The organism is Chryseobacterium carnipullorum (assembly GCF_900142785.1).
Lineage (GTDB): Bacteria > Bacteroidota > Bacteroidia > Flavobacteriales > Weeksellaceae > Chryseobacterium > Chryseobacterium carnipullorum.
In genome coordinates, this window is the sequence record NZ_FRCD01000011.1 from 91,738 (window position 1) to 116,027 (window position 24,290).

The 24,290-nt window shown below is 38.3% G+C and carries 21 protein-coding genes; 6 read left to right on the forward strand and 15 right to left on the reverse strand.

Annotated features, from left to right (window positions below; translation table 11 throughout):
• Window positions 1-49 precede the first annotated feature (49 nt).
• Window positions 50-853 carry an SDR family oxidoreductase gene (locus tag BUC06_RS13520; protein WP_073334631.1) on the forward strand — a complete coding sequence of 268 codons (804 nt, stop codon included), beginning with the start codon at window positions 50-52 and terminating at the stop codon, window positions 851-853.
• Window positions 854-1,002: 149 nt separating this feature from the next.
• On the opposite strand, the gene BUC06_RS13525 is transcribed toward BUC06_RS13520, so the two are convergent.
• A complete protein-coding gene (locus BUC06_RS13525; RefSeq protein ID WP_073334544.1) occupies window positions 1,003-1,410 on the reverse strand; it encodes a hypothetical protein in 408 nt (135 codons plus the stop codon).
• 173 nt (window positions 1,411-1,583) lie between these two features.
• Window positions 1,584-2,576: an aldo/keto reductase gene (locus BUC06_RS13530; protein ID WP_073334545.1), complete on the reverse strand. Its 993-nt coding sequence runs from the start codon at window positions 2,574-2,576 to the stop codon at window positions 1,584-1,586.
• Between the two features lie 281 nt (window positions 2,577-2,857).
• Here BUC06_RS13530 and BUC06_RS13535 point away from each other — a divergent pair, with 281 nt between their 5' ends.
• Entirely contained in the window at window positions 2,858-4,702 is a 1,845-nt protein-coding gene (locus BUC06_RS13535; protein WP_073334546.1) for a chloride channel protein, read from the forward strand.
• 193 nt (window positions 4,703-4,895) lie between these two features.
• On the opposite strand, the gene BUC06_RS13540 is transcribed toward BUC06_RS13535, so the two are convergent.
• The 6 genes from BUC06_RS13540 to BUC06_RS13565 form a co-directional block, all read right to left on the reverse strand.
• Window positions 4,896-5,840 (reverse strand): aldo/keto reductase, encoded by a 945-nt coding sequence (locus BUC06_RS13540; RefSeq protein WP_073334547.1) that lies wholly within the window; start codon window positions 5,838-5,840, stop codon window positions 4,896-4,898.
• Window positions 5,841-6,075: 235 nt separating this feature from the next.
• Entirely contained in the window at window positions 6,076-7,881 is a 1,806-nt protein-coding gene (locus BUC06_RS13545) for an SHOCT domain-containing protein (RefSeq protein WP_073334548.1), read from the reverse strand.
• 322 nt (window positions 7,882-8,203) lie between these two features.
• Complete coding sequence (locus BUC06_RS13550; protein WP_073334549.1) at window positions 8,204-9,355, reverse strand: efflux RND transporter periplasmic adaptor subunit; 1,152 nt, start codon at window positions 9,353-9,355, stop codon at window positions 8,204-8,206.
• A 7-nt stretch (window positions 9,356-9,362) separates the two neighbouring features.
• Entirely contained in the window at window positions 9,363-13,700 is a 4,338-nt protein-coding gene (locus tag BUC06_RS13555) for a CusA/CzcA family heavy metal efflux RND transporter (RefSeq protein ID WP_073334550.1), read from the reverse strand.
• Window positions 13,701-13,784: 84 nt separating this feature from the next.
• Entirely contained in the window at window positions 13,785-14,147 is a 363-nt protein-coding gene (locus tag BUC06_RS13560) for a hypothetical protein (RefSeq protein WP_073334551.1), read from the reverse strand.
• 297 nt (window positions 14,148-14,444) lie between these two features.
• Complete coding sequence (locus BUC06_RS13565; protein ID WP_073334552.1) at window positions 14,445-15,053, reverse strand: hypothetical protein; 609 nt, start codon at window positions 15,051-15,053, stop codon at window positions 14,445-14,447.
• Window positions 15,054-15,462: 409 nt separating this feature from the next.
• On the opposite strand from BUC06_RS13565, the gene BUC06_RS13570 reads away from it, so the two are divergent.
• Window positions 15,463-16,074 carry a Crp/Fnr family transcriptional regulator gene (locus BUC06_RS13570; RefSeq protein WP_083564070.1) on the forward strand — a complete coding sequence of 204 codons (612 nt, stop codon included), beginning with the start codon at window positions 15,463-15,465 and terminating at the stop codon, window positions 16,072-16,074.
• 563 nt (window positions 16,075-16,637) lie between these two features.
• On the opposite strand, the gene BUC06_RS13575 is transcribed toward BUC06_RS13570, so the two are convergent.
• Window positions 16,638-17,420 carry a helix-turn-helix domain-containing protein gene (locus BUC06_RS13575; RefSeq protein WP_073334553.1) on the reverse strand — a complete coding sequence of 261 codons (783 nt, stop codon included), beginning with the start codon at window positions 17,418-17,420 and terminating at the stop codon, window positions 16,638-16,640.
• Between the two features lie 72 nt (window positions 17,421-17,492).
• On the opposite strand from BUC06_RS13575, the gene BUC06_RS13580 reads away from it, so the two are divergent.
• Window positions 17,493-18,698 (forward strand): CynX/NimT family MFS transporter, encoded by a 1,206-nt coding sequence (locus BUC06_RS13580; RefSeq protein ID WP_073334554.1) that lies wholly within the window; start codon window positions 17,493-17,495, stop codon window positions 18,696-18,698.
• A 299-nt stretch (window positions 18,699-18,997) separates the two neighbouring features.
• On the opposite strand, the gene BUC06_RS13585 is transcribed toward BUC06_RS13580, so the two are convergent.
• On the reverse strand, window positions 18,998-19,585 hold the full coding sequence (locus BUC06_RS13585; RefSeq protein ID WP_073334555.1) for an isochorismatase family protein: 588 nt from the start codon (window positions 19,583-19,585) through the stop codon (window positions 18,998-19,000).
• A 121-nt stretch (window positions 19,586-19,706) separates the two neighbouring features.
• On the opposite strand from BUC06_RS13585, the gene BUC06_RS13590 reads away from it, so the two are divergent.
• A complete protein-coding gene (locus tag BUC06_RS13590; RefSeq protein ID WP_073334556.1) occupies window positions 19,707-20,048 on the forward strand; it encodes a winged helix-turn-helix transcriptional regulator in 342 nt (113 codons plus the stop codon).
• A 183-nt stretch (window positions 20,049-20,231) separates the two neighbouring features.
• On the opposite strand, the gene BUC06_RS13595 is transcribed toward BUC06_RS13590, so the two are convergent.
• The 3 genes from BUC06_RS13595 to BUC06_RS13605 form a co-directional block, all read right to left on the reverse strand.
• Window positions 20,232-21,308: an alpha/beta hydrolase gene (locus BUC06_RS13595; protein ID WP_228423740.1), complete on the reverse strand. Its 1,077-nt coding sequence runs from the start codon at window positions 21,306-21,308 to the stop codon at window positions 20,232-20,234.
• The gene (locus BUC06_RS13600; protein ID WP_073334634.1) at window positions 21,308-21,874 is read right to left on the reverse strand and encodes a DapH/DapD/GlmU-related protein; all 567 of its coding nucleotides are present in this window, start codon (window positions 21,872-21,874) and stop codon (window positions 21,308-21,310) included. Before BUC06_RS13600 ends, BUC06_RS13595 begins: the two co-directional genes overlap by 1 nt.
• A gap of 163 nt (window positions 21,875-22,037) precedes the next feature.
• On the reverse strand, window positions 22,038-22,343 hold the full coding sequence (locus BUC06_RS13605; RefSeq protein ID WP_073334557.1) for a nuclear transport factor 2 family protein: 306 nt from the start codon (window positions 22,341-22,343) through the stop codon (window positions 22,038-22,040).
• 25 nt (window positions 22,344-22,368) lie between these two features.
• Between BUC06_RS13605 and BUC06_RS13610 the strand changes: the two genes are divergently transcribed.
• Window positions 22,369-22,614 (forward strand): winged helix-turn-helix transcriptional regulator, encoded by a 246-nt coding sequence (locus BUC06_RS13610; protein WP_083564071.1) that lies wholly within the window; start codon window positions 22,369-22,371, stop codon window positions 22,612-22,614.
• An 11-nt stretch (window positions 22,615-22,625) separates the two neighbouring features.
• Here BUC06_RS13610 and BUC06_RS13615 read toward each other — a convergent pair whose 3' ends face one another.
• Both BUC06_RS13615 and BUC06_RS13620 read right to left on the reverse strand, forming a co-directional pair.
• On the reverse strand, window positions 22,626-23,447 hold the full coding sequence (locus BUC06_RS13615) for a helix-turn-helix domain-containing protein (protein ID WP_073334558.1): 822 nt from the start codon (window positions 23,445-23,447) through the stop codon (window positions 22,626-22,628).
• 80 nt (window positions 23,448-23,527) lie between these two features.
• The gene (locus BUC06_RS13620) at window positions 23,528-24,235 is read right to left on the reverse strand and encodes a DUF421 domain-containing protein (protein ID WP_083564072.1); all 708 of its coding nucleotides are present in this window, start codon (window positions 24,233-24,235) and stop codon (window positions 23,528-23,530) included.
• Window positions 24,236-24,290 lie beyond the last annotated feature (55 nt).

Consider the following 24,290-nt stretch of genomic DNA (forward strand, 5'->3'; position numbering starts at 1 on the left):
AAATGATGAATTTTTTGAAAGTCTGTATTGAAACATTAAGATGAAAAAAATGAACACATATTTCGATAACAAGGTGGTTTGGGTCACCGGAGCTTCATCAGGGATCGGAGAAGCTCTCGTTAATGAGCTGGCGGCAAAGAGCAGTGCGAAAATCATTCTTTCCTCAAGAAATAAAGATCTTTTGTATGCTGTTGCGGAAAAGGCAGGATTAAATGCCAACCGTTTCGCTGTACTTCCTCTGGATCTGGAAGATTATAAAAAAATGCCTGATATTGCAGCTGAAGCAATAGAACAATTTGGAAAAATTGATATCCTGATCAATAATGCCGGGCTCTCCCAGCGATCTTTGGCTATGGATACGGATATAGAAGTTGATAAACGTTTAATGGATATCGATTTTATTGGTACTGTCGCCCTTACGAAGGCGATTCTTCCTTATATGATCAGGAATGGCGGCGGACATATTGCAGTCGTTTCCAGTCTGATGGGCGTTTTCGGAGCTCCGATGCGCAGCAGTTATGCCGCTGCAAAACATGCCCTTCATGTTTTTTTTGATTCGTTGCGTGCTGAATTATATACAAAGAATATCATCGTGACCATAATCTGCCCGGGCTTTGTACAGACCAATATTTCGATCAATGCGGTGATTGGTAACGGCTCGCTACAGGGAACGATGGATGATGCTACGGAGAAAGGAATGCCTGCCGATATTTTTGCCGGAAAAATGCTTGCGGCGATCGGAAAAAAGAAAAATCAGGCTTCTATTGGTGGACAGGAAGTGATGGGAACCTATCTTAAAAGGTTCTTTCCTGCGCTTCTGGCCAAAATTGTCCTTAAGGCCAAAGTGGTGTGATGTCTGGAAGTTAAAGCTGGCAGAAGAAAGCAATGTTTAAGAGAATAATTACAGCTTAGTTTTATTAATTTTCCCTCGAACAAAACACTTTTTGTAAAGTCTGAAAGAAATAAAATAGGCTGGTCAAAGTTTAACCCCTGACCAACCTATTATTTTAATTGATTTTCAGATTCAAACTGCCTCCTTATGGTAAAGAGTTTTTCATCTGCTTTGAAAACTTTCTGATATAATTTTTGTTTTTCGCGTCCCAATTCAAGCATTTTTTCCTGTGCAGAACGGATTTCTTTTTCTGATTTACTGTATCGCATCAGTTTCTCCTGTTCTATTTCCTGTCTGGAAAACATAAAAAGGTCTTTCATGACACTGTAATAATTAACAGCCGCTTGTTGTACTTCCTTTCCTTTCTGAATACCTTCAGTATTCGCTTTTTCAATGTCTTTAATGATCGTATTGAATTCTGCTTCCTCCTTGTCAATAATATACAGCGCTTTTGTATAATCATGCGCAATAAGATCGTCCAGTTTAACAGACTCAAATCCTTTTTTACCGATTAGCATGGCAGATGTCTGGGATTCTTTTTTATCCAGAAATGATTGAAAATTTTAGGCATTTTTATTATTGCAGGAATAAAGAACGGTAAACACAGAAATAATCAGAAAGATCTTCAAAGATATTTTACAGACCATAGGAATCAATTTAAAAAATCAATTAAGGTAATGAAGCCGTTTTGTTAACGGCTGGGAACCTGCGCTTTGTCGTAGATTAATCCTTCAAACTTCAGTTCATTCCAAAAATCTGCAGGAATGATCGCATGAAGTCCTTCTATATTATCTTTGACCTGTTCCGTTTTACTGGCTCCGGGAATTATGGAAGCAAATTCATCAGAAGCTAATACAAAATGCAGTGCGGCATGTACAATATCGGTATTGTATTTTTTGGCGACTTCGGATATTCTTGCCCGTTTTTCTGCCATTCCTTTTGGAATAACGTCTTTGTAATTATATCTTTCTTTTCCGGCAATATACCCTGAATTATATCCTGCACCGGAGACCAGTTTTACGCCTGCTTTTTTAACTGCCGGAAGAAGCCTGTCAACTGCATCTTCATGTTCTAAGATTGAATATTGTGTTGCTGAAAGACAGATGTCTGGATCTGCGGATTCAATACAGTCTAAAATGGGTTCAATTTTATTTACACCCATTCCCCATGCTTTGATGATTCCCTGATCACGCAGTTCGGAAAGAACTTTGAATGCTCCTTCTCTGGCCTGTTTCAGAAAATAAGGATAACGGTCTCCTACCTGATCTTCAGAAAGGTCATGAACATAAACAATATCAATATGACTGAGCCCTGTTCTCTGCAGACTGTCCGCAACAGATCGCTTGATTGCATCGGCGGTATAATCATGTTTAAAATCATAGTTCAATGGTTTTTTCCACATGGTGGGTGGCACTTCGGATTCCGGAACTTCATGAAAAAGTCTTCCTACCTTTGTTGAAAATATAAAATCGTTTCTGTCTTTATCTCTGAGAAAATTTCCGAATCTACGCTCACTTTTTGTAAGTCCATACCACGGCGAGGTATCGAAGTACCGGATTCCCATCTCCCAGGCCTCCTGAAGTATCTGATGAGATTTTTCATCACTTATATTTTCAAAGGCAGTTCCGATGGCCACCCCGCCTAATCCTAATCTGTGCTTTTCCGTTAAAACGTCTGTTTTCATATGATTCTATTTAAGTATTGGTCATAAGCAAGATGCAAACATCGTGCAGACCTGTATTCAGTACATCATTTGCGGAGACCTTGGATCAGATTAAAAGCACTGTTTAATCATAGAAAATATACCCTATAAAAATTTATAAGAAAAATTTAAAAGTTACCAAAAACACTGACTTACAGTTTGTTATTTAACTCTTATGTCGTTTTCTTGCTTCCCGGGACGAAATTTTTATAAAGATATTTCATAAATTTACGAAACCATTACGGTTTTAAATTGGTTCCCAGGTGAAAATTCACAATAAAAAAAAGTATTTAAGCTTTCTGAAATTTAAAAGAGACTTTCAGGAGTACGGACTGGAAAAGGCACGCAGCTATGAGCTTATTCTTCACTGGCTGAATAACAGACTCAGCAGGAATCAGTTTCTGGTGCTCTCGGGAATTCTTGTGGGATGTACTGCCGGTCTTGCCGGAGTAATCCTGAAAACACTTGTCCATACCATTCACAATTTTATTACGCATATTCATTTTGAGTATCAGATTCTGTTTTATATTGTTTTTCCTTTTTTAGGGATTGTGCTGACAACAGGGATTGTAATTACTTTGTTTAAAGGGCAGGATAGAAAAGGAATTGGTGCGATCCTGTATGAAATTGCCCAGAATTCAAGTATCGTAGCTTCGGTAAAAATGTATTCTCAGGTCATTCAGAGTGCGGTAACGGTTGGTCTTGGGGGTTCTGCAGGGCTGGAAAGTCCGATAGCCGTTACGGGAGCCGCAATTGGTTCTAATTATGCACAAACTTACAGGCTTAGTTATAAAGAACGGACACTTCTATTGGCGGCAGGTGCTACAGCCGGAATCGCTTCTGCATTCAATGCTCCGATTGCCGGGATCATGTTTGCTTTTGAAATCCTTTTAACGGGTGTGGTGTTTACAGATTTTATTCCTCTTGTGGTAGCAGCGGTCTGTGGCAGTCTTTTATCCAGAATTTTGCTTCAGGAAGATATCCTTTTCAGGTTTTATACCAGAGAGCCTTTTAATTATAAAAATGTACCTTATTACCTTATTCTGGGGATTGTAACCGGATTGTACGCCCGTTATTTTGTCGTTATTTCCCAAAAAGTAGAGCATTTTATCAAGGGACTAAAATTGTCCAGAATGCGTAAAGCGATGTTTGGAGGTTTGGTACTTTCGCTGTTATGCGTTCTTTTTCCTCCGTTGTTCGGGGAAGGATATGAAACAGTAAAGGCATTTACCAATGGAAGTACCCACTCTATCATCAGAAACAGCTTTTTCAGATATTTTGAGATTGGCGACTGGACCATCATTATATTTTTGGTGCTGGTATGCCTTTTAAAAGCTTTTGCGACGTCTTTTACCATCTTCAGCGGAGGTAATGGCGGAAACTTTGCCCCGTCTCTTTTTGCGGGCGGTACCGTAGGTTATTTGTTTGCATTGGTTTGCCAGCATATCGGGTTTACAGATGTCCCGGTGACGAATCTTGTTCTGGTCGGAATGGCAGGAGCAATGAGCGGTGTGCTTTATGCGCCGCTTACCGCTATATTCCTGATCGCTGAGTCCAGTTTTGGATATGATCTTTTTATTCCATTGATGATTGTTTCCATTATTTCTTATCTTATTGCCAAATGGTTCTCTCCGATCTCTCCGGAACTTAAATCTCTGGCTGATCAGGGAAAAATATTCACGAACAAACATGATAAAAACCTTCTTTTTGCTTTAAGAACGGAAGATTTTATCGACCAATATTCTGAAACGATCAATGAAAATGCTTCGGTGACAGAATTATTCGAACTGGTAAAAAATGGAAATAAAAATATTTTTGCAGCGGTTGATGAAGCCGGGAAACTGAAAGGTATTCTTACTCTGGATGATATCCGCCCTTATCTTTTTAACAAAGAAATGGATCATCTGCAAACTGTGGCTCAGATTATGAAAGCCCCACCCGCGGTAATTTATCCTGAAAATCAACCTTTGGAAATCCTCCAGATTTTTGATGATACGGGCGTATGGAATCTTCCTGTAACCAATGAATATAATGATTTTGTAGGATTTATCTCAAAATCTTCTATCCTGATGAGCTACAGACAGCTTTTAAAAGAATATTCTGATTAATCTTTAAACTTAAAAAAGTCTGTATAATCTGCAAGATCTGCGGTATTTAAAGATAAAATCAATGATTTATAATAGAGAAAAGCGGTCTTTTGAGGCCGCTTTTGTCATGATATTCTTTCTTACTAAAAGATCCGTTCAATACAACCGAACGGATCTTTATAATTAATTGAAAATGAATACGTTATTCCTGAATTTATTTACTTGCCTGGTTAAGCAATTCAATATCTTCCTGATCTAAAATAAGTTGTGGAGCTTTGAATAAAGTATCCAACTGAGATGCACTTGTGGCACTCACAATGGGTGCTGTAATCAATGGATTAGCCAGAAGCCATGCCAATGCAGTTGTTCCCTGTGTCGTCTGGTGTTTTTCGCTGACCTGATCCAGCGCTTTCAAAACTTCAAGCCCTTTGTCGTTAAGGTATTTTCTTACCCCTTCACCTCTCTGACTTTTCCCCAGATCTTCTTCTCTACGGTATTTTCCGGTAAGAAATCCCGCAGCTAATGACCAGTAAGAAAATACACTGAGATCAAACTGTTCTACCAGCGGAGCATAATTTTTTTCAAAACCTTCTCTTTCCATTAAATTGTAATGAGGCTGCAATGCGACATATTGGGGAAGATTATTTTTTTCTGCAGCTTCAAAGGAGGCTTTCAAACGCTCCGGAGACAGATTGGAAGCGGCAATATAACGCACTTTCCCGGCTTTTATGATCTCATCGTAGGCCGAAAGTGTTTCTTCCACCGGTGTTGTATGATCATCAAAATGAGTATAGTAAAGATCAATATGATCGGTCTGCAATCTTTGTAAAGATTCGTCCACAGACTTTAGAATATGTTTTTTGCTGATATCGAAACCATGTTCTTTAGTTTCGGATCCTACTTTGGTAGCCAGCACAATATTTTGGCGGTTGGAGCGGCTTTGCATCCATTTTCCGATGATCTCCTCAGACTGTCCTCCTTTTCCGTTCACCCACCATGAGTACGTGTCTGCGGTATCTATGAAATTGAATCCTGCATCGGTAAACCGGTCTAATATATCAAAAGACTGCTTTTCGTCAAGCGTCCATCCAAAAACATTCCCTCCAAAATTAATTGGTGCCACCGAGAGATCTGTGTTTTTTATCTTTCTTTTTTCCATAAAAATAGAATTGTCATTAAAATATTAATAAGGATCTAAGGTAAGAAATATAAGAGGGATTCCAGATTCAAAATAAACATACCCCTTATAGTTATTATAAATGGAAAAGCTTATTCTGCCTCGGTTTTTTGATTCCTATTCAAAGAATCAGACCGGTAGAGCATGATCAAAAATCAAATAAAAAACAGCCTCCACGATGGAAGCTGTTGACTCTATCAATTTAAAAAAATACGGTTTACTTGTCAACCTGAGGAATTTCAATGGCTGTAAGCATCAGTTGGTATTCCTGCAATTGCAGGTCAATGGTTTTCAATCCGCTTTTAAAGAAAGTTGATGTATTAAACAGGTGATGATAATAGTCAATCCCTTCGAGCATATTTTTTTTGAAGGTATTCCACTTTTTGGTTTGGGAATGAGTGATCTGTGCTGATGAACCGGCAATTTCTTTTTTAAGATAGTCTATGTACATTTTCAATTCATTGATGAACATATTCGGACGCTGGTTATCAGGAAGGATATTGGCGTTTCCGTAAATATGTTTCACCATCTCTGAAAGCGAGACTTCTTTATCAAAGAAAGCCAGATTAGGTCCCGGACATATCACTACGCCTTGCTTTTCACCTTTTATTTCCAGATTTTGCTCCATGTAAGCGGCATTCACCAATCCTACACACAGACAGGCTTTGTCTGTAATTTCTGTTTTTTTTCTGTTAAACTCTTCAGGTGTTAATTCCTGATCAGCTTTAAGTTCTTTTAATTTAATATCCTGATACTTCTTAGATGCAGTACAGGTTCCCTGCGGTGAAAATTCTTTGCTTAATGCCAGCAGTTTTTTGGGACAAGAACTTCCATATTTTCCTGCGGCTTCTTTACGCTCTTTCAATACTTCATTGGAGGTCCCTCTTACCGTGTTGAAAGGAACTCCCAAAGGCGAAATATTGCTGAGATAGAAATCTTTTTCTCCTGATTTTAAAAGCAGGTTTCTTGTTTCCGTATCTACAGAAGTCGCTTCAGGAACCAATAAAAACGGAGAACCCCATCCAACACTGTCTACATGATAGTTTTCGATCAGGAATTCATGTTCTTCAGAGGTTCCTACCCCGCCCTGAACGGTAATTTTCATTTCCAGAGGTTCAGAAACCCTGTGTTTACCTTTCTGCTCCAGTGCGGCAATCATTAAGGAGTGCGCAGACTGGATCAGATCATTTTTTTTCTGCTTAAATTCTTCCATGATAGGTCCCAGCAACATGCCTTCCGTAGCAAATGCATGGCCTCCGCAGTTCAGTCCGGATTCAATTCTGTATTCTGAGATCCATAGTCCTTTTTTGGCAAGAAAATTTCCCTGAATCATTGCTGAGCGGAAATCACTTACCTTAAGAATAATTTTCTTTTTCAGAATACCGTTCTGATCGGGAAAGAAATCATCAAATTCTTCAATATAGCTGTACAAACGGGGATTCATCCCGGCAGAAAGTACCATTGAAGAAGATAATTTACTTTGTGCAAAACCACGAAGTGAAGCGTGAGCATCATTGAACATGACAGGAAGCTGTTCGCCTTTTTTATAATTGTCTTTGTCAACTTTCGTCATGATGTTGACATCAATACTTCCCGGCTTTAGATTAGATTCAATAAAGTTCTTAATGCCAGAGCCCAGATTGTCTTTTTGACTGACAAGATTTTGAAGCCCTGTTTTCAGATCTGAAGTATTGGGCAGAATGGCGATAAAGTTCTTAAGTGCCTCCTTGTTTTTGGTGATTTCCTGTTTGAAAGATTCAAATTTTTCATTCACGATATCATCTACCATATCCAGGTAAGCCGTAATTCTTTTCGCCCTGTAATCTTCTGTTTTTGTTGAAATCCCAAAATAATCAAGATTGAATTTCTTGTTATAAAAGCCTTTCATTTTTTCCAGGATCTCATCATCAATAATGGAAATAACGGAAGAGATTCCATATTGGGCAACACGGATCGGACTGTCTATAGTATAGGCCAGACCCATTACCGGAATATGGAAATTGTGTAACGGTTTATGTGTCATTTTATTTTGATAAAAATTCTTTCGGTAAGAATGAATTAACCTCCCGGAATACTCTATTTCCATTGAAACGAGTACTTCAGTCCGAAACTTTAATTACCTAAATTTATCATTTTAATATTAGCTATGCATAAAATAACACTTATAATATCGGAAATATGCTAAATATCATTCTTTTCGGATTCTTATCTGATGAAATGAATGTTTTTATACAATATGCGCCATCTGTTTAACCTGTGGGCGTTTTTCAGGAAAACAATCCCGAATTTATTTTAAGTTCCACAGATTAAAGAGATAGCGCAGATTATTTTGCAGGTTGGAATATTTATTCCGCTTTATTTTTAAGCATCATCAACAGACTGTACGCCCCTTTTTGTACGATTTTTTTATCCTTAAGAAACTCGGCTTTAAGGATTTCCGTAAACTGATCATCTGAAATTCCCACATTGACAGGGATCATTTTATAACTGGCTTTTCCAAGGTCTTCAAAAACATAGTTTTTATTTTCAAAAGAAACGACGGATTCATTCGGAAGCCCCAATGTATTTCTTCCGCTGATGCTTACTTCTGCATTGATGTACATTCCTTTCACAAATTCAGAATGTGGCGAAGACAGTTTGGCCACTGCCATAGCAGCACCTCCGTTTTCAATGCTGGGAACTACACTCACGATTTTTGCATTCAATTTAAGATCAGGGTTTTCATTACTGTACACCATAATACCCTGTCCTGTTTTGATATCATTGATATCGTTTTCAAATACTTTCAGTTCAAGCAACAATCCGGCAGGATTGATCAGTTCAAATACCGTATCTGAGGGATTGATATATTGACCACTATTAACCATGATCTTACTTACAAATCCACTAAATGGCGCAACAATATTGATCCTGCTTCTGATGTTTCCTGAGCTCAGTCCTTTTGCATTGATCCCTATGATTCTCAGTTTCTCCTCCAAACCTTTTAAAGTGGCATGAAGCGTTGAATAATCAGCCTGAGCGGTCTGCAAAGTCTTATCACTGCTTGCTTTGCTGATATTAAGGTCTTTCTGACGGTTAAGATTCAGTCTGGCAGATTCGAGTTGTGCCTTTGTCACCAGATAATCCTGCTGAAGCTGTATAAACTGCGGATCTTCCACCACAGCAAGAATCTGTCCTTTTTTGAAATGGCTTCCGCTAATGACATTAATGGACTTGATATGTCCGCCCATAATACTGGAAACAGAGCTTATATGAGAGGGTGCAATCTCTGCCTTTCCGTTCAGTCGTACCAGTTTTTCCATCGTTCTGCTTTGAATAATGGTCGTGGTCACTCCTACGGTTTGCACTTGCTTTTCTGAAAGCCGGACGGTATTTTCTTTATTTTTTACGAATTTTTTGTTCTCGTAAACTGTTTTTTCCTCTTCTTTTTTTCCTGAACAAGAAGAAAGGACAATGGCTAAACTGAGGCTGTATATAGATATTTTTTTGAATGACATTCCGCTGTTATTTTGAAATTAAGTAATTGAATTCTGCTGCAATCTGATTAAGTTTTTCCAGGTGATCAATGTAATCGGCTTTTGTTTTTACAGCCTGATTGACCAGTAAAACCCAGGTCATATAATCGATTTCTCCGGCGTCCATCTGCTTTTGTGCAGCGGCTAAGATAGTTTCTGACTTAGGAAGCTGCTTCTGTTCATAATTTTCAATGATCTTCTTTTGATTCATGTAATTACTTACCTGCTGTGCTATTCTGTTTTTAAGCTCAATTTCTTTGCGTTGATATTCGTTTTCGGAAACGGCAATTTTAGCCTGTGCAGCTTTAGCCAACGCCCGCTGACCTTTGGTAAATAATGGAATTCCTACGCCGACCTGAACAGAGTTAAAACGGTTATTATTAATGTTCTTCATGCTTTGATTCGTATAGCCCACAAGAAGTTCCGGAAGAAGTTTACTTTTTTCGAGCTGTACTTCGGCCTCATTTATTTTGATCTGTTGCTGCAGATATTGAAGTTCAGGATGCTGATTGATCAATTCTTCAGAGAGCTGAAGGCTGATATTCATGATCGACTGATCAGCCACAGGCTGGTACGGCTTTTCAGACTGAAGCAATAACTGAAGCTGCAATTTCGCCACGTTCAGATCATTTTCAAGGGTATTAAGCTGTAGATCTGCCTGCTCTTTTTGGATGGACCCGGTAGATTCCTCTAAGATATTGGCCTCGCCTTTCTTTAATCTTAAACTGGCTTTGTCTGCAAAATTCCGGTACAGGCGGCTGATGTATTCCAGCACTTTTTTCTTTTCCTGAAGGATTAATATCCTGTAAAAAACATCTGAAACTTCCTTTCTAAGCTGAGCTTTGGTCAGATTTTGATTGATCACACTTGCTGTCCATGAAGCATCAAGCATCTGTTTTCTTTTTGAATACACCGTTGGAAAACTGAACCTTTGGGATACGGAAAACGAATTGTCGGTTTCCTGTCCCTGAATCTGTCCGATAGCACCTGCTACTTCCAGTTGTGGAATATCCAGATAGCTTCCTTTAAGTTTTTCCTGATAATCTGAGATCAGCTTTGAATTTTTAAGTGTTCCGTTTTGCTGATACGCCTTTTCCAAAGCCTGTTCATAGGTAATGTTTTCCTGTGCGCTGACTCCTGCTACCGAAAGCAATAATGCTAACACAGACAGTTTTTTATAATTGTTTCTTTTAGAGAATTTCATTTTCTTTTTATTAATACGTTCAAATAAGACATAAAGAATAGGAAGGACAAATAGGGTAAGCAATGTTGCCAGCATCAATCCTCCGATCACGACGGTCGCCAAAGGCCGTTGTACCTCCGCTCCTGCACCGCTGCTCAGTGCCATCGGAAGGAAACCTAAAGAGGCCACAAAAGCCGTCATTAAAACAGGGCGAAGTCTGATTCTGGTTCCCATCAGTACAATTCTGCTGGTATTGGTGATTCCGTTCTTTTTTAATCGGTTAAACTCGGATATCAAAACAATTCCGTTAAGTACCGCAACTCCGAAAAGGGCAATAAATCCAACCCCTGCACTGATGCTGAAAGGCATTCCTCTTAAAGCCATAAAATACACGCCACCAATAGCCGATAAAGGAATCGCTGTATAAATGATCAGACTGTGTTTTACAGAACCGAAGGCAAAAAACAGCAGTAAGAAAATCATCACCAATGAAATCGGAACGGCAATTCCCAGTCTGGCTTTGGCTTCGTTTAAGTTTTCAAAAGCACCGCCATAAGAAATGGTGTAACCAGAAGACAGTTTCAGTTCTTTGTCTGCTTTCTTCTGAAGCTCTTCCACAATACTCTGCACATCTCTTCCCCGTACGTTGAATCCCACGACAATTCTTCTTTTGGTATCTTCCCTTTGAATCTGATTCGGGCTGTCTTTCAATTCTACTCTGGCTAATTGAGATAATGGGATCTGCTCTCCTGAAGCTGTAGGAACGAGCAGATTTTGGATACTGGTCATGTCTTTTTTATGCTCGTTATCCATCCGGACCACAATATCAAACTTCCTCTCACCTTCATACAAGGCGCCTGCAGTCTGTCCTGCAAAAGCCATATTGATCACCCTGTTGATTTCTGCAACAGAAATACGATGGCGTGAAAGTTCTGCACGGTTATAACCGATAACAACCTGAGGAGCTCCTACAACAGGTTCCAGGTATAAATCCTGAGCTCCTTTCACCGTATTGATGATCCCGCCGAGTTTTTTCGCATATAAGGCAAGACTGTCCAGATTTTCACCGTAAATTTTACAGACGACATCCTGTCTGGCTCCTGTCATCAGCTCATTAAAACGCATTTGTACAGGAAACTGGAATCCGGTGGTCAATCCCGGAATTACCTTAAGTGATTCGCTCATTTTTGCTGAAAGTTCCGGGAATGAGGTGGCGGATGTCCACTCGTTTTTAGGTTTTAAAACAATGATCATATCTCCGGCATCCATTGGCATAGGCTCTGTTGGAATTTCTGCACTTCCGATCTTCGTCACCACTTTTTCTACTTCCGGAAATTGTTTCAGAAGAATTCCTGCAGCCTGACTGGTTACCTTTTTGGTCTCGTTGATATTACTTCCCTGCAGAATACGCATTTCAACAGCGAAATCACCTTCTTCCAGAGATGGAATAAACTCTCCGCCCATTCTTGAAAGAATCACCAGTGCTCCTGCAAAAAGGGCCATCACGATAAGAAGGATCGTTTTTCTGAATTTAAGAGCTTTCATCAGGAGTTTCTGATGACCGCTTTCCACTTTAGCCATCACTCTGTCTGAAATATTGTCTTTTTCTTTTTTCTTTCTGCTTAAAACAAGGGAGCTCATCATGGGGATATAAGTCAGAGAAAGTAAAAATGCACCTACCAAAGCAAAAGCAACGGTTTGTGCCATTGGCTTAAACATTTTCCCTTCAATGCCCTGCAGCGTAAAAATAGGAAGGTAAACAATAAGGATAATGATCTGTCCGAACACGGCACTGTTCACCATTTTTGATGCAGAACCGGAAACCTGCTCGTCCATTTCTTTTTGGGTGAGCATATTGTCTTTTCCGAAATGTTTTTTATGCGCCAGCTGATGGAGAACAGCTTCAACGATAATGACGGCTCCGTCTACAATCAATCCGAAATCCAATGCTCCTAAACTCATTAAATTTCCACCCACTCCAAAAATGTTCATCATGATGATGGCAAAAAGCATGGCTAAAGGAATAACTGACGCCACTAATAATCCTGCTCTGAAATTTCCCAAAAATAGAACAAGAATGAAAACAACTATCAGAGCTCCTTCCATAAGGTTGGTTTTCACTGTACTGATCGTATTATTAACCATCTTAGCACGATCCAGGAAAGGTTCCACCACAACACCTTCGGGTAAGGATTCCTGGATCTTTTCAAGCCTTTGCTTAATATTGCCGATGACCTCATTGGCATTTTCACCTTTTAGCATCAAAACGATAGCGCCTGATACTTCTCCGGTGTCATTATAGGTCATAGCTCCGTATCGTGTAGCAAAGCCTATTTTTACAGAAGCTACATCTTTAATAAGAACAGGAATTCCGTCTCTGGTATCCGCCACCTGAATATTCCCGATGTCTTCGGCACTTCCTAAAAGGCCTTCACTACGGATAAAAAGAATGGTTTCTTTTTTCTCAATATAGGCACCGCCGGTATTCTGGTTGTTCTTTTCCAGTGCGGCAAAAACATCGTTGATATTAATGTTAAAAGCCTGTAATTTATTGGGATTAATGGCAATTTCGTATTGTTTCAGCTTACCACCGAAACTGCTGACATCTGCTACGCCTTTTGTTCCCAAAAGCTGACGTCTGATCACCCAGTCCTGGATAGTTCTGAGTTCGGTTTCGTCATAGACATTTTCGTAGCCTTTTTTAGCTCTTACAACATATTGAAAGATCTCTCCGAGTCCTGAGGAAATCGGTCCCAGTTCCGGTGTTCCAATTCCGTCAGGAATATTCTCCTGAACCAGCTGAAGACGTTCCTGAACCTGCTGACGAGCCCAGTAGACATCTGTTTTATCGTCGAAAACGACGGTTACCAGTGATAATCCAAAACGTGAAAAACTACGGAGTTCAGTAATTCCGCTGATGTTGCTTGTGACCTGTTCTATCGGAAAAGTAACAAGACGCTCGATATCTGCGGCTCCATAGGAAGGCGCAGTAGTAATAATCTGAACCTGATTGTTGGTAATATCCGGCTGGGCATCAATAGGAAGTTTGGTGGTTTCATAGATACCAAGAAGGATCAGCCCCAGAGTAAAAAGGGCAATGATGAGTTTATTCTTTACAGAAAACTCAATAATTTTATTTAACATGGAAAAATTATTAATTGATAAGTAACAAGAAATTGACTGCTTCAAGGAAAAAACCTAAAGCATTAATTTTCAATTTAAAATCAATTATGAGAATCGAGGGGGCTGGAAAATACGGGAAAGATAAAGACTTGGAAAGTTTTTTTCCTGATAAGTACTGTTTTTCTGAGGTATCCTGAATTCTTCAGGTTTTTCTATATGGAAAGTGATTTCAGGAAGCTGGGCAGTGACCATCAGCACAATGGGCGGATTAATGAACGGAAGTTTCTGGTCTGTAGCCCAATCTGAGTCTTCTTTATGGTTGTCATAGTGTTCCATCACAAACTCTGCGAAGTTTCCTTCATATTCCATAAGATGTTCCACAAATAAGGGCACTTTTAGCACTTCCGCCGTATTGGTGGTAGCAAGCACATACATCATCGAACATACTATGGAAAGCCATTTTAACATTGCGGTGCAAATATAGGGCTTAAATTTTTCCTAAAAATGAATCTTCATATTAATTTTATAAGAAATTTTCCCTGTATCAGAAGTCTTTCCCATTCATAGTATTCATTCTAAAAAAGGAAATATCGTGTAAATAATTAGAGATCAGTGATCTTATTTCATCATTTCCCAGAATATAAGCCATCACATTTAAAGTGTTTCTACGGAAATTTTTCTTTACACCTTCTTATTTTCTCTGGTTTTTACTGGAATAATAACATCGTATGGTAAAGAAAAATCTGAAAAAAGGCAGATTATTTTTTATTCAAAATCCAGAAAGCCGTCTGAAAGTCTTTTCCACTGGATCTTGGAAATCCCCATGATTCCGCCCGTAGCTACCATAAGGTTTCTGACAATATCTGCAAATCCAGCATTGAAATTTGGACTTTCATTTCTTCCGTAAACTGCTGCTTTTAAATGAGTGGGTGTTCTGGAAATGATAAACGTAGATGTTGATTTACTGCTGTAAAAATGAGCAATATGGTCTTTTTTAGAGTTTTTAGGGTCTCTTGAAGGACGGCAGGTCATGACAATACTTTCTGTGCTGTTGTCCTCCTCAAAGCACATATCCGTAATTTCTACCCAATCATAACCTCTTGCTTCTTTTTCTCCCGGACCGGGAATATCAATCCTCATACAATCGCCTATCTGCGGCATTCTTTGGGCCTCATTCCCTGAAGAATCATAAATCTTAAATGCGGCAAATCCTTTCCCACAGTAGCTTTCCCATCTGTTAACATCGAAAAACCTGTCTTTCAGGAGTTCAAATTTTAGCGCAATAAGTGCAGGGTCAAACTGCTTTTGACTTTCTGTATCGTGAAATCCACCGGACTGCTGTTCCGGCACTCCTTTGATCTGCTTTGGTTTCATTATCTTGAATTTGGACTAAGGTATGAAAACGATTAGGATTTATTGATGAGCAGAATCACAACATAAAATTTTTATCTGCTTACTTCTGAAAACAAATATTTTCGCAAACTAATGCAATAAAATCTTAGCGTTTAAAAAAGTTTCTTAAATAAAAAAACCTCTCAATAGAGAGGCCTGATGTTAAAATGTAATGTATTGAGATATATGGAGTGCTTAATGTTCATCATCAAAAGTAAAAAATAAGGGATGATGTATTTTATGACTGGAGTCATGTTGTGGTAATTTTGTTATCAATATGTTAAATTTTAAATATTATATTGATTTTTTATGAACTAATATTTATTTTTGGATGATAAAATAATAAACCGTAAAGTGAATTTTTTTTTAAAAATTCAATTCCAGACTCTGTATGCCAGATATTGCTATGATAATCGATGAAGAACTTTTACTTTCCTCAGGAGCCGACCTGATGAATTATGCGGTCAATGATGTTGTTTTTAGAGAGGGAGATATGCCCAAATATTATTTTCAGATCAAAACCGGAACCGTCAAAATCAACAACTACCATGAAGATGGACGGGAAATCATTCACAGTGTTCCTTTTGACGGGCATTGCCTTGTGGAGAGTGCTCTGTTTATTGATAAAGCCTACCCAGTGAATGCCGTGGCTATGACTGGCTGTGAGATCATCAGGCTGGAAAAAAGTAAATTTCTGTCGCTTATAGGCAATTCCCCCGATCTTATGACAAAACTCTACAGATATACGGCAGAAAGAATGTATTACAGGCATGTGATGATGAATAATATTTCAGCACCGGACCCAGGAACCAAAGTAAAACGGGTAATGGAAAGTCTGAAATCCTATAATCAATACACCAGCAAATATTCTTACCAATTTCCGTTTACGCGGCAACAGCTGGCCTCTCTTACCGGTTTATGTGTAGAAACGGTGATCCGGGTGGTCAAAAAAATGGAGAAGGAAAAAACAGTGAGGATACAAAACGGTAAAATATTTTATTGATCATTATTTTAGAAAGGTTATTTTCTACATTCCAACCCTGCCTATCATTCCTGTGATCTAGGGTATCAGTAACACTTATTGGGTAAGCTCCTTCATAGACTGGATCTTTTTTATCCAGTGCAAAAAGGATTGCAAAAAACTAAAAGAAAAAGAGCATTAGCAGCAGTCCTTATTTTTAAATGAAATTCATAATTTTTTAATATTTATGCCATTATTGTGGTTTTCATAATGGAAATTTTGTTTATATTTGTGCTTCGAAATAATTTTTTTTCATCATTTGTGTTTTTTTAAGGTCTCCTGATTCAGGGGACCTTTTTTATTATGTGCAGGCGTAAATGTTTATTTCATACGTATGTGAAAATATAATTGCGAATTAAGGGTTACCATGTCAAAATTCAAAATCAACATCGTTGAAGGTCCGCTTTAAAGCAAAAGAAATATATCCTGCAATAGGCGCTTCTTACGGAGATATATTGACAGGAGCGTGGTCAACAATGGTTTAAAATAAAATGAGTGCAAATGCTTATTTAAATTCCAGAATATTAAAAATTACACTAATCATCTTACTGTGTTGTTTTCACAAAATCCGTTGGCTTAGACTGCATCACAGACTGGAAACTTCTTGTAAAAGCCTGCACACTCCTGTACCCTACTTTGTACGCAGTTTCCGAAATTGTAAGGTCGCCCGAGCTCAACAATTCAAGACTTTTGATAATTCTCAGAATCTGCTGATACTTACTCAATGTCATTCCGGTTTCTTTTTTAAAGATACGTTCCAGTGTTCGCAGGGAAAGCAGGGAGATTTCACTGATATCTTCTATCCTGATATCTTCCTGGTAATGTTTGTGAAGGTATTCAATTGGTTTCGACAATCGTTTATCTTCCGGAAGGCTGATGTGCAATTTCAGTGAATGTTCCACAAAACGTGGCAGCTCATTAAAAAGGGCCTGTAAAAATATCATCTCATCCGGATCATTTACTGTGCTTTTTGACCATCTCTCTGAATATTTTATCATTTCTTTTAAAACAGGAGGAACTGAAAAAATATTGATCTCATGATGAAAAACACTTTTTTTTTCTACATCAGCAAACATGATCATCAGTTTGATCTTCTCAGAATGTGAATTGGTTTTATGCAGAGATCCGGGAGGAATCCAGGCTGCATGGTTTTGTGGAAGCAGATAAATCTTCCCATCCACGGTGATGTACTGGAATCCGCTTTCTACATATACCAATTGGCCTTTTTCATGGGTATGAAGGATATCATCATGCCGCCAGTTTTCTTCAAACCATACAAAATAAGGTTTACCCAATTCTTCAATGGCTATTGTATCGTGTGGATTCATGTCGTTTTAGGTTAAAACTTTGGCAAAATTAAACAAAACAACTGAATTAATTTTGCAATAAATGTTTATTGTATGACGAAGAATGAAACAAGAAAAAATGCTTCTTACGTTCTGATGCTGATTAATGTACTGGTTGTAATCCTGGTTTCCAGTAATCTCAGATCTCCTATTATTTCTGTATCTCCTGTATTGACAGATATACGGAATGCTCTGAAACTGGATAGTTTTCAGGTGAGCCTGCTTACTTCTATTCCCCTCTTTATGTTTGCCACCTGTTCGGTTTTGGTCAGCAGATTTTCACATCAATTCAGTATCAGCAGATTTCTGATGTATTCTCTTATAATTTTGAGTTTTGGTCTGTTTTTACGAATTACAGGATCTCTCTGGATGCTTTTTGCGGGGTCTGTGTTCATAGGACTGGGTATTTGTATAGGAAATGTGGTGACTCCGGGCTATATCAAGAATAATTTCCCAAAACAGATTGGTCTGATGACCGGGATTTTTGCCGTTTCCATGAATCTTACTGCGGCACTGGCATCAGGTTTCAGTGTAAAAATAGGCGAATGGACGGGTTTCGGATGGCGTGGTTCACTGGGAATCTGGCTTGTGATTGCTGCTCTGGGATTATTCGTTTTGATTCTTGAATTAATTTTCAATAAAAGAAATCCGGATCAGGCAAAGGCGACAGTAAGCCGTTCTGATTTTAATATGTTTAAATCTGCTCAGGCATGGAACATCAGTATTTTTATGGGCTTACAGTCGCTGTTTTATTATTGCATTATGGCCTGGCTTCCTTCGTTCCTGACGGATTATAAAATGCAGGGTGAAAGTACGGGATGGGTGCTGTTCGTGATTCAGATTACCATGATTCCTGTTACTTTTTGTGCACCTATTATTGCCGGAAAAATGAAAAACCAGCGGATTCTGATTGTTTTTATCTGTACGCTAATGTTTGTAAGCACAATGATGTTTGCATGGCTGCAGTCTCAATGGATCTATGCTAATGCTATGATTATCGGGATCTCCAATGGCCTGTCTTTCAGTTTATCGATTCTGTTCTTTTCAACAAAGACAAAAAACAGCGCCAATGCAGTAAAAATATCGGGAATGGCCCAATCTGTAGGCTACCTGATTGCAGCATTTGGACCTCCGGTATTTGGAAAACTTCATGACTGGGATATTTCATGGAAGAGTTCTTTCTATTTTTTAAGTTTTGCTGTCCTTGTGATGTTTTATTTCGGAATGAAGGCCGCAAGAAATCAATATGTTGAAGATTGACAGAGGTATTCAAGAATTTTATAACAGCTGAAATAAAGATCATTATTTCAAATCTTTCGTGTAGGTCCAAACTAACTTTACGATCTTCAGATGCGACATTTTAATTCAAATAAAATCAATGTAAATAATTTGCTACTGCATTTAAACATACGTATGCAGTAGATTTTTCACTATAAATCTGCCATTAAAAATGGTGGTATTAAGTATTGTGATCTTTTTATTTGAATCATTTTAATTTTTACATCAAAACAGTCTTGCTTTATTAGCAAGACTGTTTTGAAATTAAGGACTGGTATCTTTTATTTTCCTAATTTAGAAACGACTTCCTCTAAGTTGATTTGCATTACCTTTTGTCCATCTGCTGTGCTAAAATCTTGGAATAATTCTGTAACCGTTGCATTTGCTGATAAAACCTTTGCGCCGATTTGTCTGAAATAATCGAATGAAGTTTCATCAGCCAGTTGGCTCATACTTCCGCTTGCGTCGGCTACTACAATTACATTATAACCTAATTCAATGGCAGACGTAACAGTATGCAAAAGGCATATATCTGTTGTAAGACCACAAATAACCAGGTTTTTTCTGTTAAGATTTTTTACAGCAGTTTTAAAATCAGGGTCGATAAAGCAGTTCAATGTTCCCCCTCTTTTAATTCTGTTATCAAATTGTTTTGGGGCTGTTTTCTGAATGCCATCCCAAGTCAGACCAATTTGCTCTTCCATAGTAGTGGTAATCAGTAAAGGGACATTTACTTCTGCTCCGACTCTCGCAAGCATACGTAAATTATTTTCTACATTTTTTTTATCCTGACTGTAAATCCAATCCATTGTAGATGTTTGATGGTCAACTAATAGGATTGCCGAATTTTGTGGGGTAAATTGTTCCATTTTTTTTAATCTTTTGCTGTTAATAATGATGCAAAAATAATTACATTTACTTTCTATACTACCGTTGTTACCTACAGGTAAGTAGTTACGTTCAAGTAAGTGAACTGAAAATCATACATATATGGAAAATAAAGAGCCACTTTGTCAGTTTAAGTTAATGGCATCCAGAGATGCTTTGGAAGTTATTCAGGGTAAATGGCGTATTCCAATTATTATTTCGCTTACCTATGGAAAAAAAAGATTTGGTGAAATTCATCGGGATATAGCTGATATTTCTCCTAAAATGTTGTCACAGGAATTGAAATCATTGGAAACGAATAAAATCATTACAAGAACATTATTTGATACTAAGCCCTTAACAGTAGAATATTCTTTAACTCCATTGGGCTTGTCAACAACTAAATTGTTAGATGAGCTATTAAACTGGGGCATTCATTTCCGAAATGAAGTTGTAGGTAAATAGTATTGATCATCAAAAATAGGATGATCATTTTTTAACTTTTATTTTTCTCTGTGGAACACCATAGAAAAATTCACATATTTTAAGCTTATCTGAGGGCCAAAAGAATCACAGCCTTGAAGATTAAAAACAAAAAAAGTCTCATCAAGAGACCTTTTTTATGCAGAGCAAAAGTAATATATGCCTTTAAAGATTTTCATGAAAAAATGTTTCCAGTTTTTCAAAAGGAATCAATTGGGTTTTATCATACAGATCTACATGTCCCGCGTTCGGAACATAATACAGTTCTTTCGGTTCGGCGGCAAGTTGATAAGCCGCTTCACTGAATTCTTTTGAGTGCGCCTGATCTCCTGTAATAAACAGCATGGGTCTGGGAGAAATGCTTTCTATGTCATTAAGAGGATAGAAATTCATGAATTTGGTATTACTGCTCAATGTGGGATGGGTAGTCAACTCCGGCGAACTTCCTTTCGGAGTATATTCTCCCCTCGAAGTCCTGTAAAAATCATAAAATTCGCGTTGTATAGGAGGTGTATTTTTGTCCAGTTGGTGAACAGTTCCGCTTGTATATCTCCTTTTTCCGCCTGTAAATTCTACGTAACGCTGTTCTGCAGCTTCCTTAATGATTTTCTTTCGCTGTTCGAGACTTTGAGAATGATTCAGTGCATTTCGGTTGGCCGCCCCCATATCATACATACTCACGGTTGCTATCGCTTTCATTCTGGGGTCAATTTTCGCTGCACTGATCACAAAACTTCCGCTCCCGCAAATACCGATAATGCCAATTCTGTTCTTATCAATGAATGATCTTGTTCCGAGAAAATCAACGGCGGCACTGAAATCTTCTGCATAGATATCTGGAGCCACAGCATTTCTCGGTTCTCCGGCACTTTCTCCCCAAAAGGAAAGATCAATCGCTAAGGTTACAAAACCTTTCCCGGCCATTTTGGATGCATACAAATCAGCACTCTGCTCCTTTACCGCACCCATCGGATGTCCTACAATGATGGCTGGATATTTTTCATTTTGGTTAAAATTTTCTGAAATAAAGAGATGTCCCGCAACCACCATATTGTATTGATTTTTAAAGGTAACTTTATACACAGTAATATTGCTGTCCACTTTAAAAGTAGTGTATTGGTGGGCGTTGATTTTTTCCATTTTATTTTTTTCTGAATCCGGATGATTCTTTTTTACGTTCTGTGATGCTACTTTCTCTGAAAACAGAAGACATAGAGCTACTGCCCATATTGATTTTTTCATTATTGATCAATTGATTTAATTATTTTAGCCGGAACTCCCCCTACGACCATACCATCAGGAACATCTTTTGAAACGACTGCCCCGGACGCAACTACAGCATTTTCCCCAATAGTAACTCCGGGAAGGATGGTAGATCCGGCACCAATCCATGCTCCTTTTTTTATGAGAATAGGTTGGGTAATGAGTGCTCTCCTGTTTTTGGGATCCAGCGGATGATTTTCTGTAATCAGGCTTACTTTGGGACCAATCAAAACGTCGTCTTCTATCGTAATTCCGCCCATATCCAGAAAGGAACAGGCATGATTGATAAAAATATTTTTCCCAAGAGTAATGAATTTTCCGAAATTGGTGTAGAACGGCGGAAATATCGTTGTGCTTTCATCGATGGTAACGTCCGTAATTTCACCAATACAATCACGTACCTGGCGGATATTCGTGGCATTATTAAGCTTCTGAGATAGCGCAATCGTTCTGTTTACAATTTCATTAATCCTATCATATTCAGGATCATTGGGATGAATAGCTCCACCACTTTTCAGCCTTTCCAATATATTTTTATTTTGCATTTTCATCTTTTTAATATAAAACGAAATTAAAATAAAAACCCCACAAAGATGTCTTTGTGAGGCTCAATTAACCTTTCTGAGAAGCTCAAAAAAGGGAAAACATTGATTATTCAGACGCAACTAAGCTCTCTAATATTGACGTTCCGTAATCAGTCACCGACTACTACAAATCGGGGCTGGTCTCAACAATGATGAAATAACCGATACGATCCTTTATAAGCCATTTTCCATTCTGACGTACATATTTGTCATCATATTTAACGCTATAATCGGTCAGGATATCCTTGCCTTCTACCTCCCGGATCATTTTGATCTGAGAAAAAAAAGTTCCGGTAGCAGTATCTCCATCGATTTCCACCGTATGCTGTCCGTTCAGGGTAAAATAGGTTTTAACCTGTGAAGCATGGCTATTAAATTCATTTTCGAGCTTTTCTCTGCCTACCGTATCTCCTGCCAGAAAATCTCCCATATAGGCTTTATAGGTAATATAAGAGATTCAAAGACAGGTGAACGGAATATCTGCAAGGGTACTTTCCAGCGAACTTAAAGAATTGGAACTGAACGGATTTATCATAAAAAAAGTTTCTGTTGGTTATCCTGTAAGTATTGAATATGAATTGCTTCCCTACAGTCATACCCTGGAAGAATTGGTAGGAGCAATGACCAGATGGGGAATGCAGCACAGACAGAAAATTAAAAGCGAGATGGCTTCCGGAGGAAAATCTTCCGGTAAAAAATAAAAGTGTGGTAATTATAGATCGGATGGTGAAAAACCATATTCTTTTTTAAAAGCTGTGGAAAAATGAGACGGATTTTTAAATCCCACTTCCATATAAACGTCCTGCACTTTTTTATTTTCTTCTTTCAGCTTAAAATAAGCGACTTCGAGGCGTTTTTTTATCAGCCATTTCTGAGGGGTGAGATGGCTTATTTTCTTAAAATCCCGTTTAAATGTGGCGAGACTTCTGCCCGTATAGGAGGCAATCTGTTCCATGGTAAGATCATCCCTGTAATTTTCGTTAAGAAATCCCAGAATATCTACTTTCCAGGGTTCTGTAAAATCGAATAGTACAGGATATAAATCTTCAGAACTATTGAGAATGGCATAAATCCCTTCAAGGAGTTTCAGATGAGCAACACCTTCGGTAGGTTTTATATGGCCATCAAAATAAGGCGTTAAAGACTGAAACAAGCTGGTAATATCGGGACGGATTTCAAGTTTAAATATATTTTTTTCTGAAACTGAGGGTTTCTTTGGTATTTCAGACCTGTTCATTTTGCTGTAAAACTCTCGAAGAACAGATCTTTCAAAAGTAAGTGAGATCCCTTTGTATAAATCTTTTCCTACACTATTTTTATACATGATGAGCCGATGATCGCGTCGGATAAAGGCACACTCCCCTGCTTTGATCACAACTTTTTCTCCTCTGTCCTCTATGATCTGCTCTCCGGAATACAGATACAGCAGAACATGTTCAGGAGTTGCATGAATGCATTTTTCGCTGTACTCTGAAAAGCAGGAAAGAAAGATACCTGAGTAGTTCAAAGTTCTCAATGTGTCTGTCTGTTCCATGCTTCGTACAATATTATTTAATCTTACAAATTTAGTGATAATGTAGCGGTAAAGATTTGTTGAGAGGCTCAAGTCTTAACTTATGTCACTCTTCTTTTACTGCTTGCCTCCACCCATTCATCTTTCGTGCATTTAGGACAGTTTCCGGCTTTTCCTTGTTGTTTCATTTCGGTATGTCCACAAAATGTACAGGAATACTGACCTTCTTTGCTTATATTTTTTAATGTATATTTTAAGGACTCGGGCATAATCGGAAGTCCGTGTTTCACCTCTTTGTCCTCGTAATAAAAAACACTGATTTGTCCGGAACTTTCTACAATAGCCGTTTCTATCTGTCCCAATTGGGAAACGCCTCTTAATCTCAGTTCTGCAAAAAACTCATCGCTGCCAAGGTTTTCTTTTTTAAAATTATCAATGGCAAATTCGCCATCCCGGATCAGACATATGGAAGCTCCTTCCACCATTTTTTCAAACTCTTTGCTTCTTCCGATAAAAAAAGTAATGATCCTGTATAAAAGAATAATGACAACAAAAACAAGGATTGAAGAAACAATGCCGACATCTTTGTTAAACATTGGATCGCCTGCTGCAGAACCCAAACCGATGATAACGACCAGTTCAAAAACAGAAAGCTGCTTGACTCCCCTTTTGCCTAAAACTCTCAATCCAATGATAATGGCAAGAAACATAATGGAAGTACGGAGAATGATCTCCAGCAGAAAGGACCATTCTTCATGTCCCATCAGCAATTCTTTCCAGTTAAGTTCCAAGAGAAATAAGGTAAGCATAGAAATTAATTTAGGAGGAGCATTCAAAAAATGCGCCATCGCCTGTTTCTGCTGT

Excerpts from the sequence above, each read along its gene's own strand:
- BUC06_RS13525 (WP_073334544.1), bottom strand. The coding sequence starts at position 1,410 with ATGCTAATCGGTAAAAAAGGATTTGAGTCTGTTAAACTGGACGATCTT.
- BUC06_RS13555 (WP_073334550.1), bottom strand. The coding sequence starts at position 13,700 with ATGTTAAATAAAATTATTGAGTTTTCTGTAAAGAATAAACTCATCATT.
- BUC06_RS13565 (WP_073334552.1), bottom strand. The coding sequence starts at position 15,053 with ATGAAACCAAAGCAGATCAAAGGAGTGCCGGAACAGCAGTCCGGTGGA.
- BUC06_RS13550 (WP_073334549.1), bottom strand. The coding sequence starts at position 9,355 with ATGTCATTCAAAAAAATATCTATATACAGCCTCAGTTTAGCCATTGTC.
- BUC06_RS13520 (WP_073334631.1), top strand. The coding sequence starts at position 50 with ATGAACACATATTTCGATAACAAGGTGGTTTGGGTCACCGGAGCTTCA.
- BUC06_RS13545 (WP_073334548.1), bottom strand. The coding sequence starts at position 7,881 with ATGACACATAAACCGTTACACAATTTCCATATTCCGGTAATGGGTCTG.
- BUC06_RS13530 (WP_073334545.1), bottom strand. The coding sequence starts at position 2,576 with ATGAAAACAGACGTTTTAACGGAAAAGCACAGATTAGGATTAGGCGGG.
- BUC06_RS13620 (WP_083564072.1), bottom strand. The coding sequence starts at position 24,235 with ATGCTTACCTTATTTCTCTTGGAACTTAACTGGAAAGAATTGCTGATG.
- BUC06_RS13615 (WP_073334558.1), bottom strand. The coding sequence starts at position 23,447 with ATGGAACAGACAGACACATTGAGAACTTTGAACTACTCAGGTATCTTT.
- BUC06_RS13540 (WP_073334547.1), bottom strand. The coding sequence starts at position 5,840 with ATGGAAAAAAGAAAGATAAAAAACACAGATCTCTCGGTGGCACCAATT.
- BUC06_RS13570 (WP_083564070.1), top strand. The coding sequence starts at position 15,463 with ATGCCAGATATTGCTATGATAATCGATGAAGAACTTTTACTTTCCTCA.
- BUC06_RS13585 (WP_073334555.1), bottom strand. The coding sequence starts at position 19,585 with ATGGAACAATTTACCCCACAAAATTCGGCAATCCTATTAGTTGACCAT.
- BUC06_RS13560 (WP_073334551.1), bottom strand. The coding sequence starts at position 14,147 with ATGTTAAAATGGCTTTCCATAGTATGTTCGATGATGTATGTGCTTGCT.
- BUC06_RS13590 (WP_073334556.1), top strand. The coding sequence starts at position 19,707 with ATGGAAAATAAAGAGCCACTTTGTCAGTTTAAGTTAATGGCATCCAGA.
- BUC06_RS13575 (WP_073334553.1), bottom strand. The coding sequence starts at position 17,420 with ATGAATCCACACGATACAATAGCCATTGAAGAATTGGGTAAACCTTAT.
- BUC06_RS13595 (WP_228423740.1), bottom strand. The coding sequence starts at position 21,308 with ATGAAAAAATCAATATGGGCAGTAGCTCTATGTCTTCTGTTTTCAGAG.
- BUC06_RS13605 (WP_073334557.1), bottom strand. The coding sequence starts at position 22,343 with ATGGGAGATTTTCTGGCAGGAGATACGGTAGGCAGAGAAAAGCTCGAA.
- BUC06_RS13600 (WP_073334634.1), bottom strand. The coding sequence starts at position 21,874 with ATGCAAAATAAAAATATATTGGAAAGGCTGAAAAGTGGTGGAGCTATT.
- BUC06_RS13580 (WP_073334554.1), top strand. The coding sequence starts at position 17,493 with ATGACGAAGAATGAAACAAGAAAAAATGCTTCTTACGTTCTGATGCTG.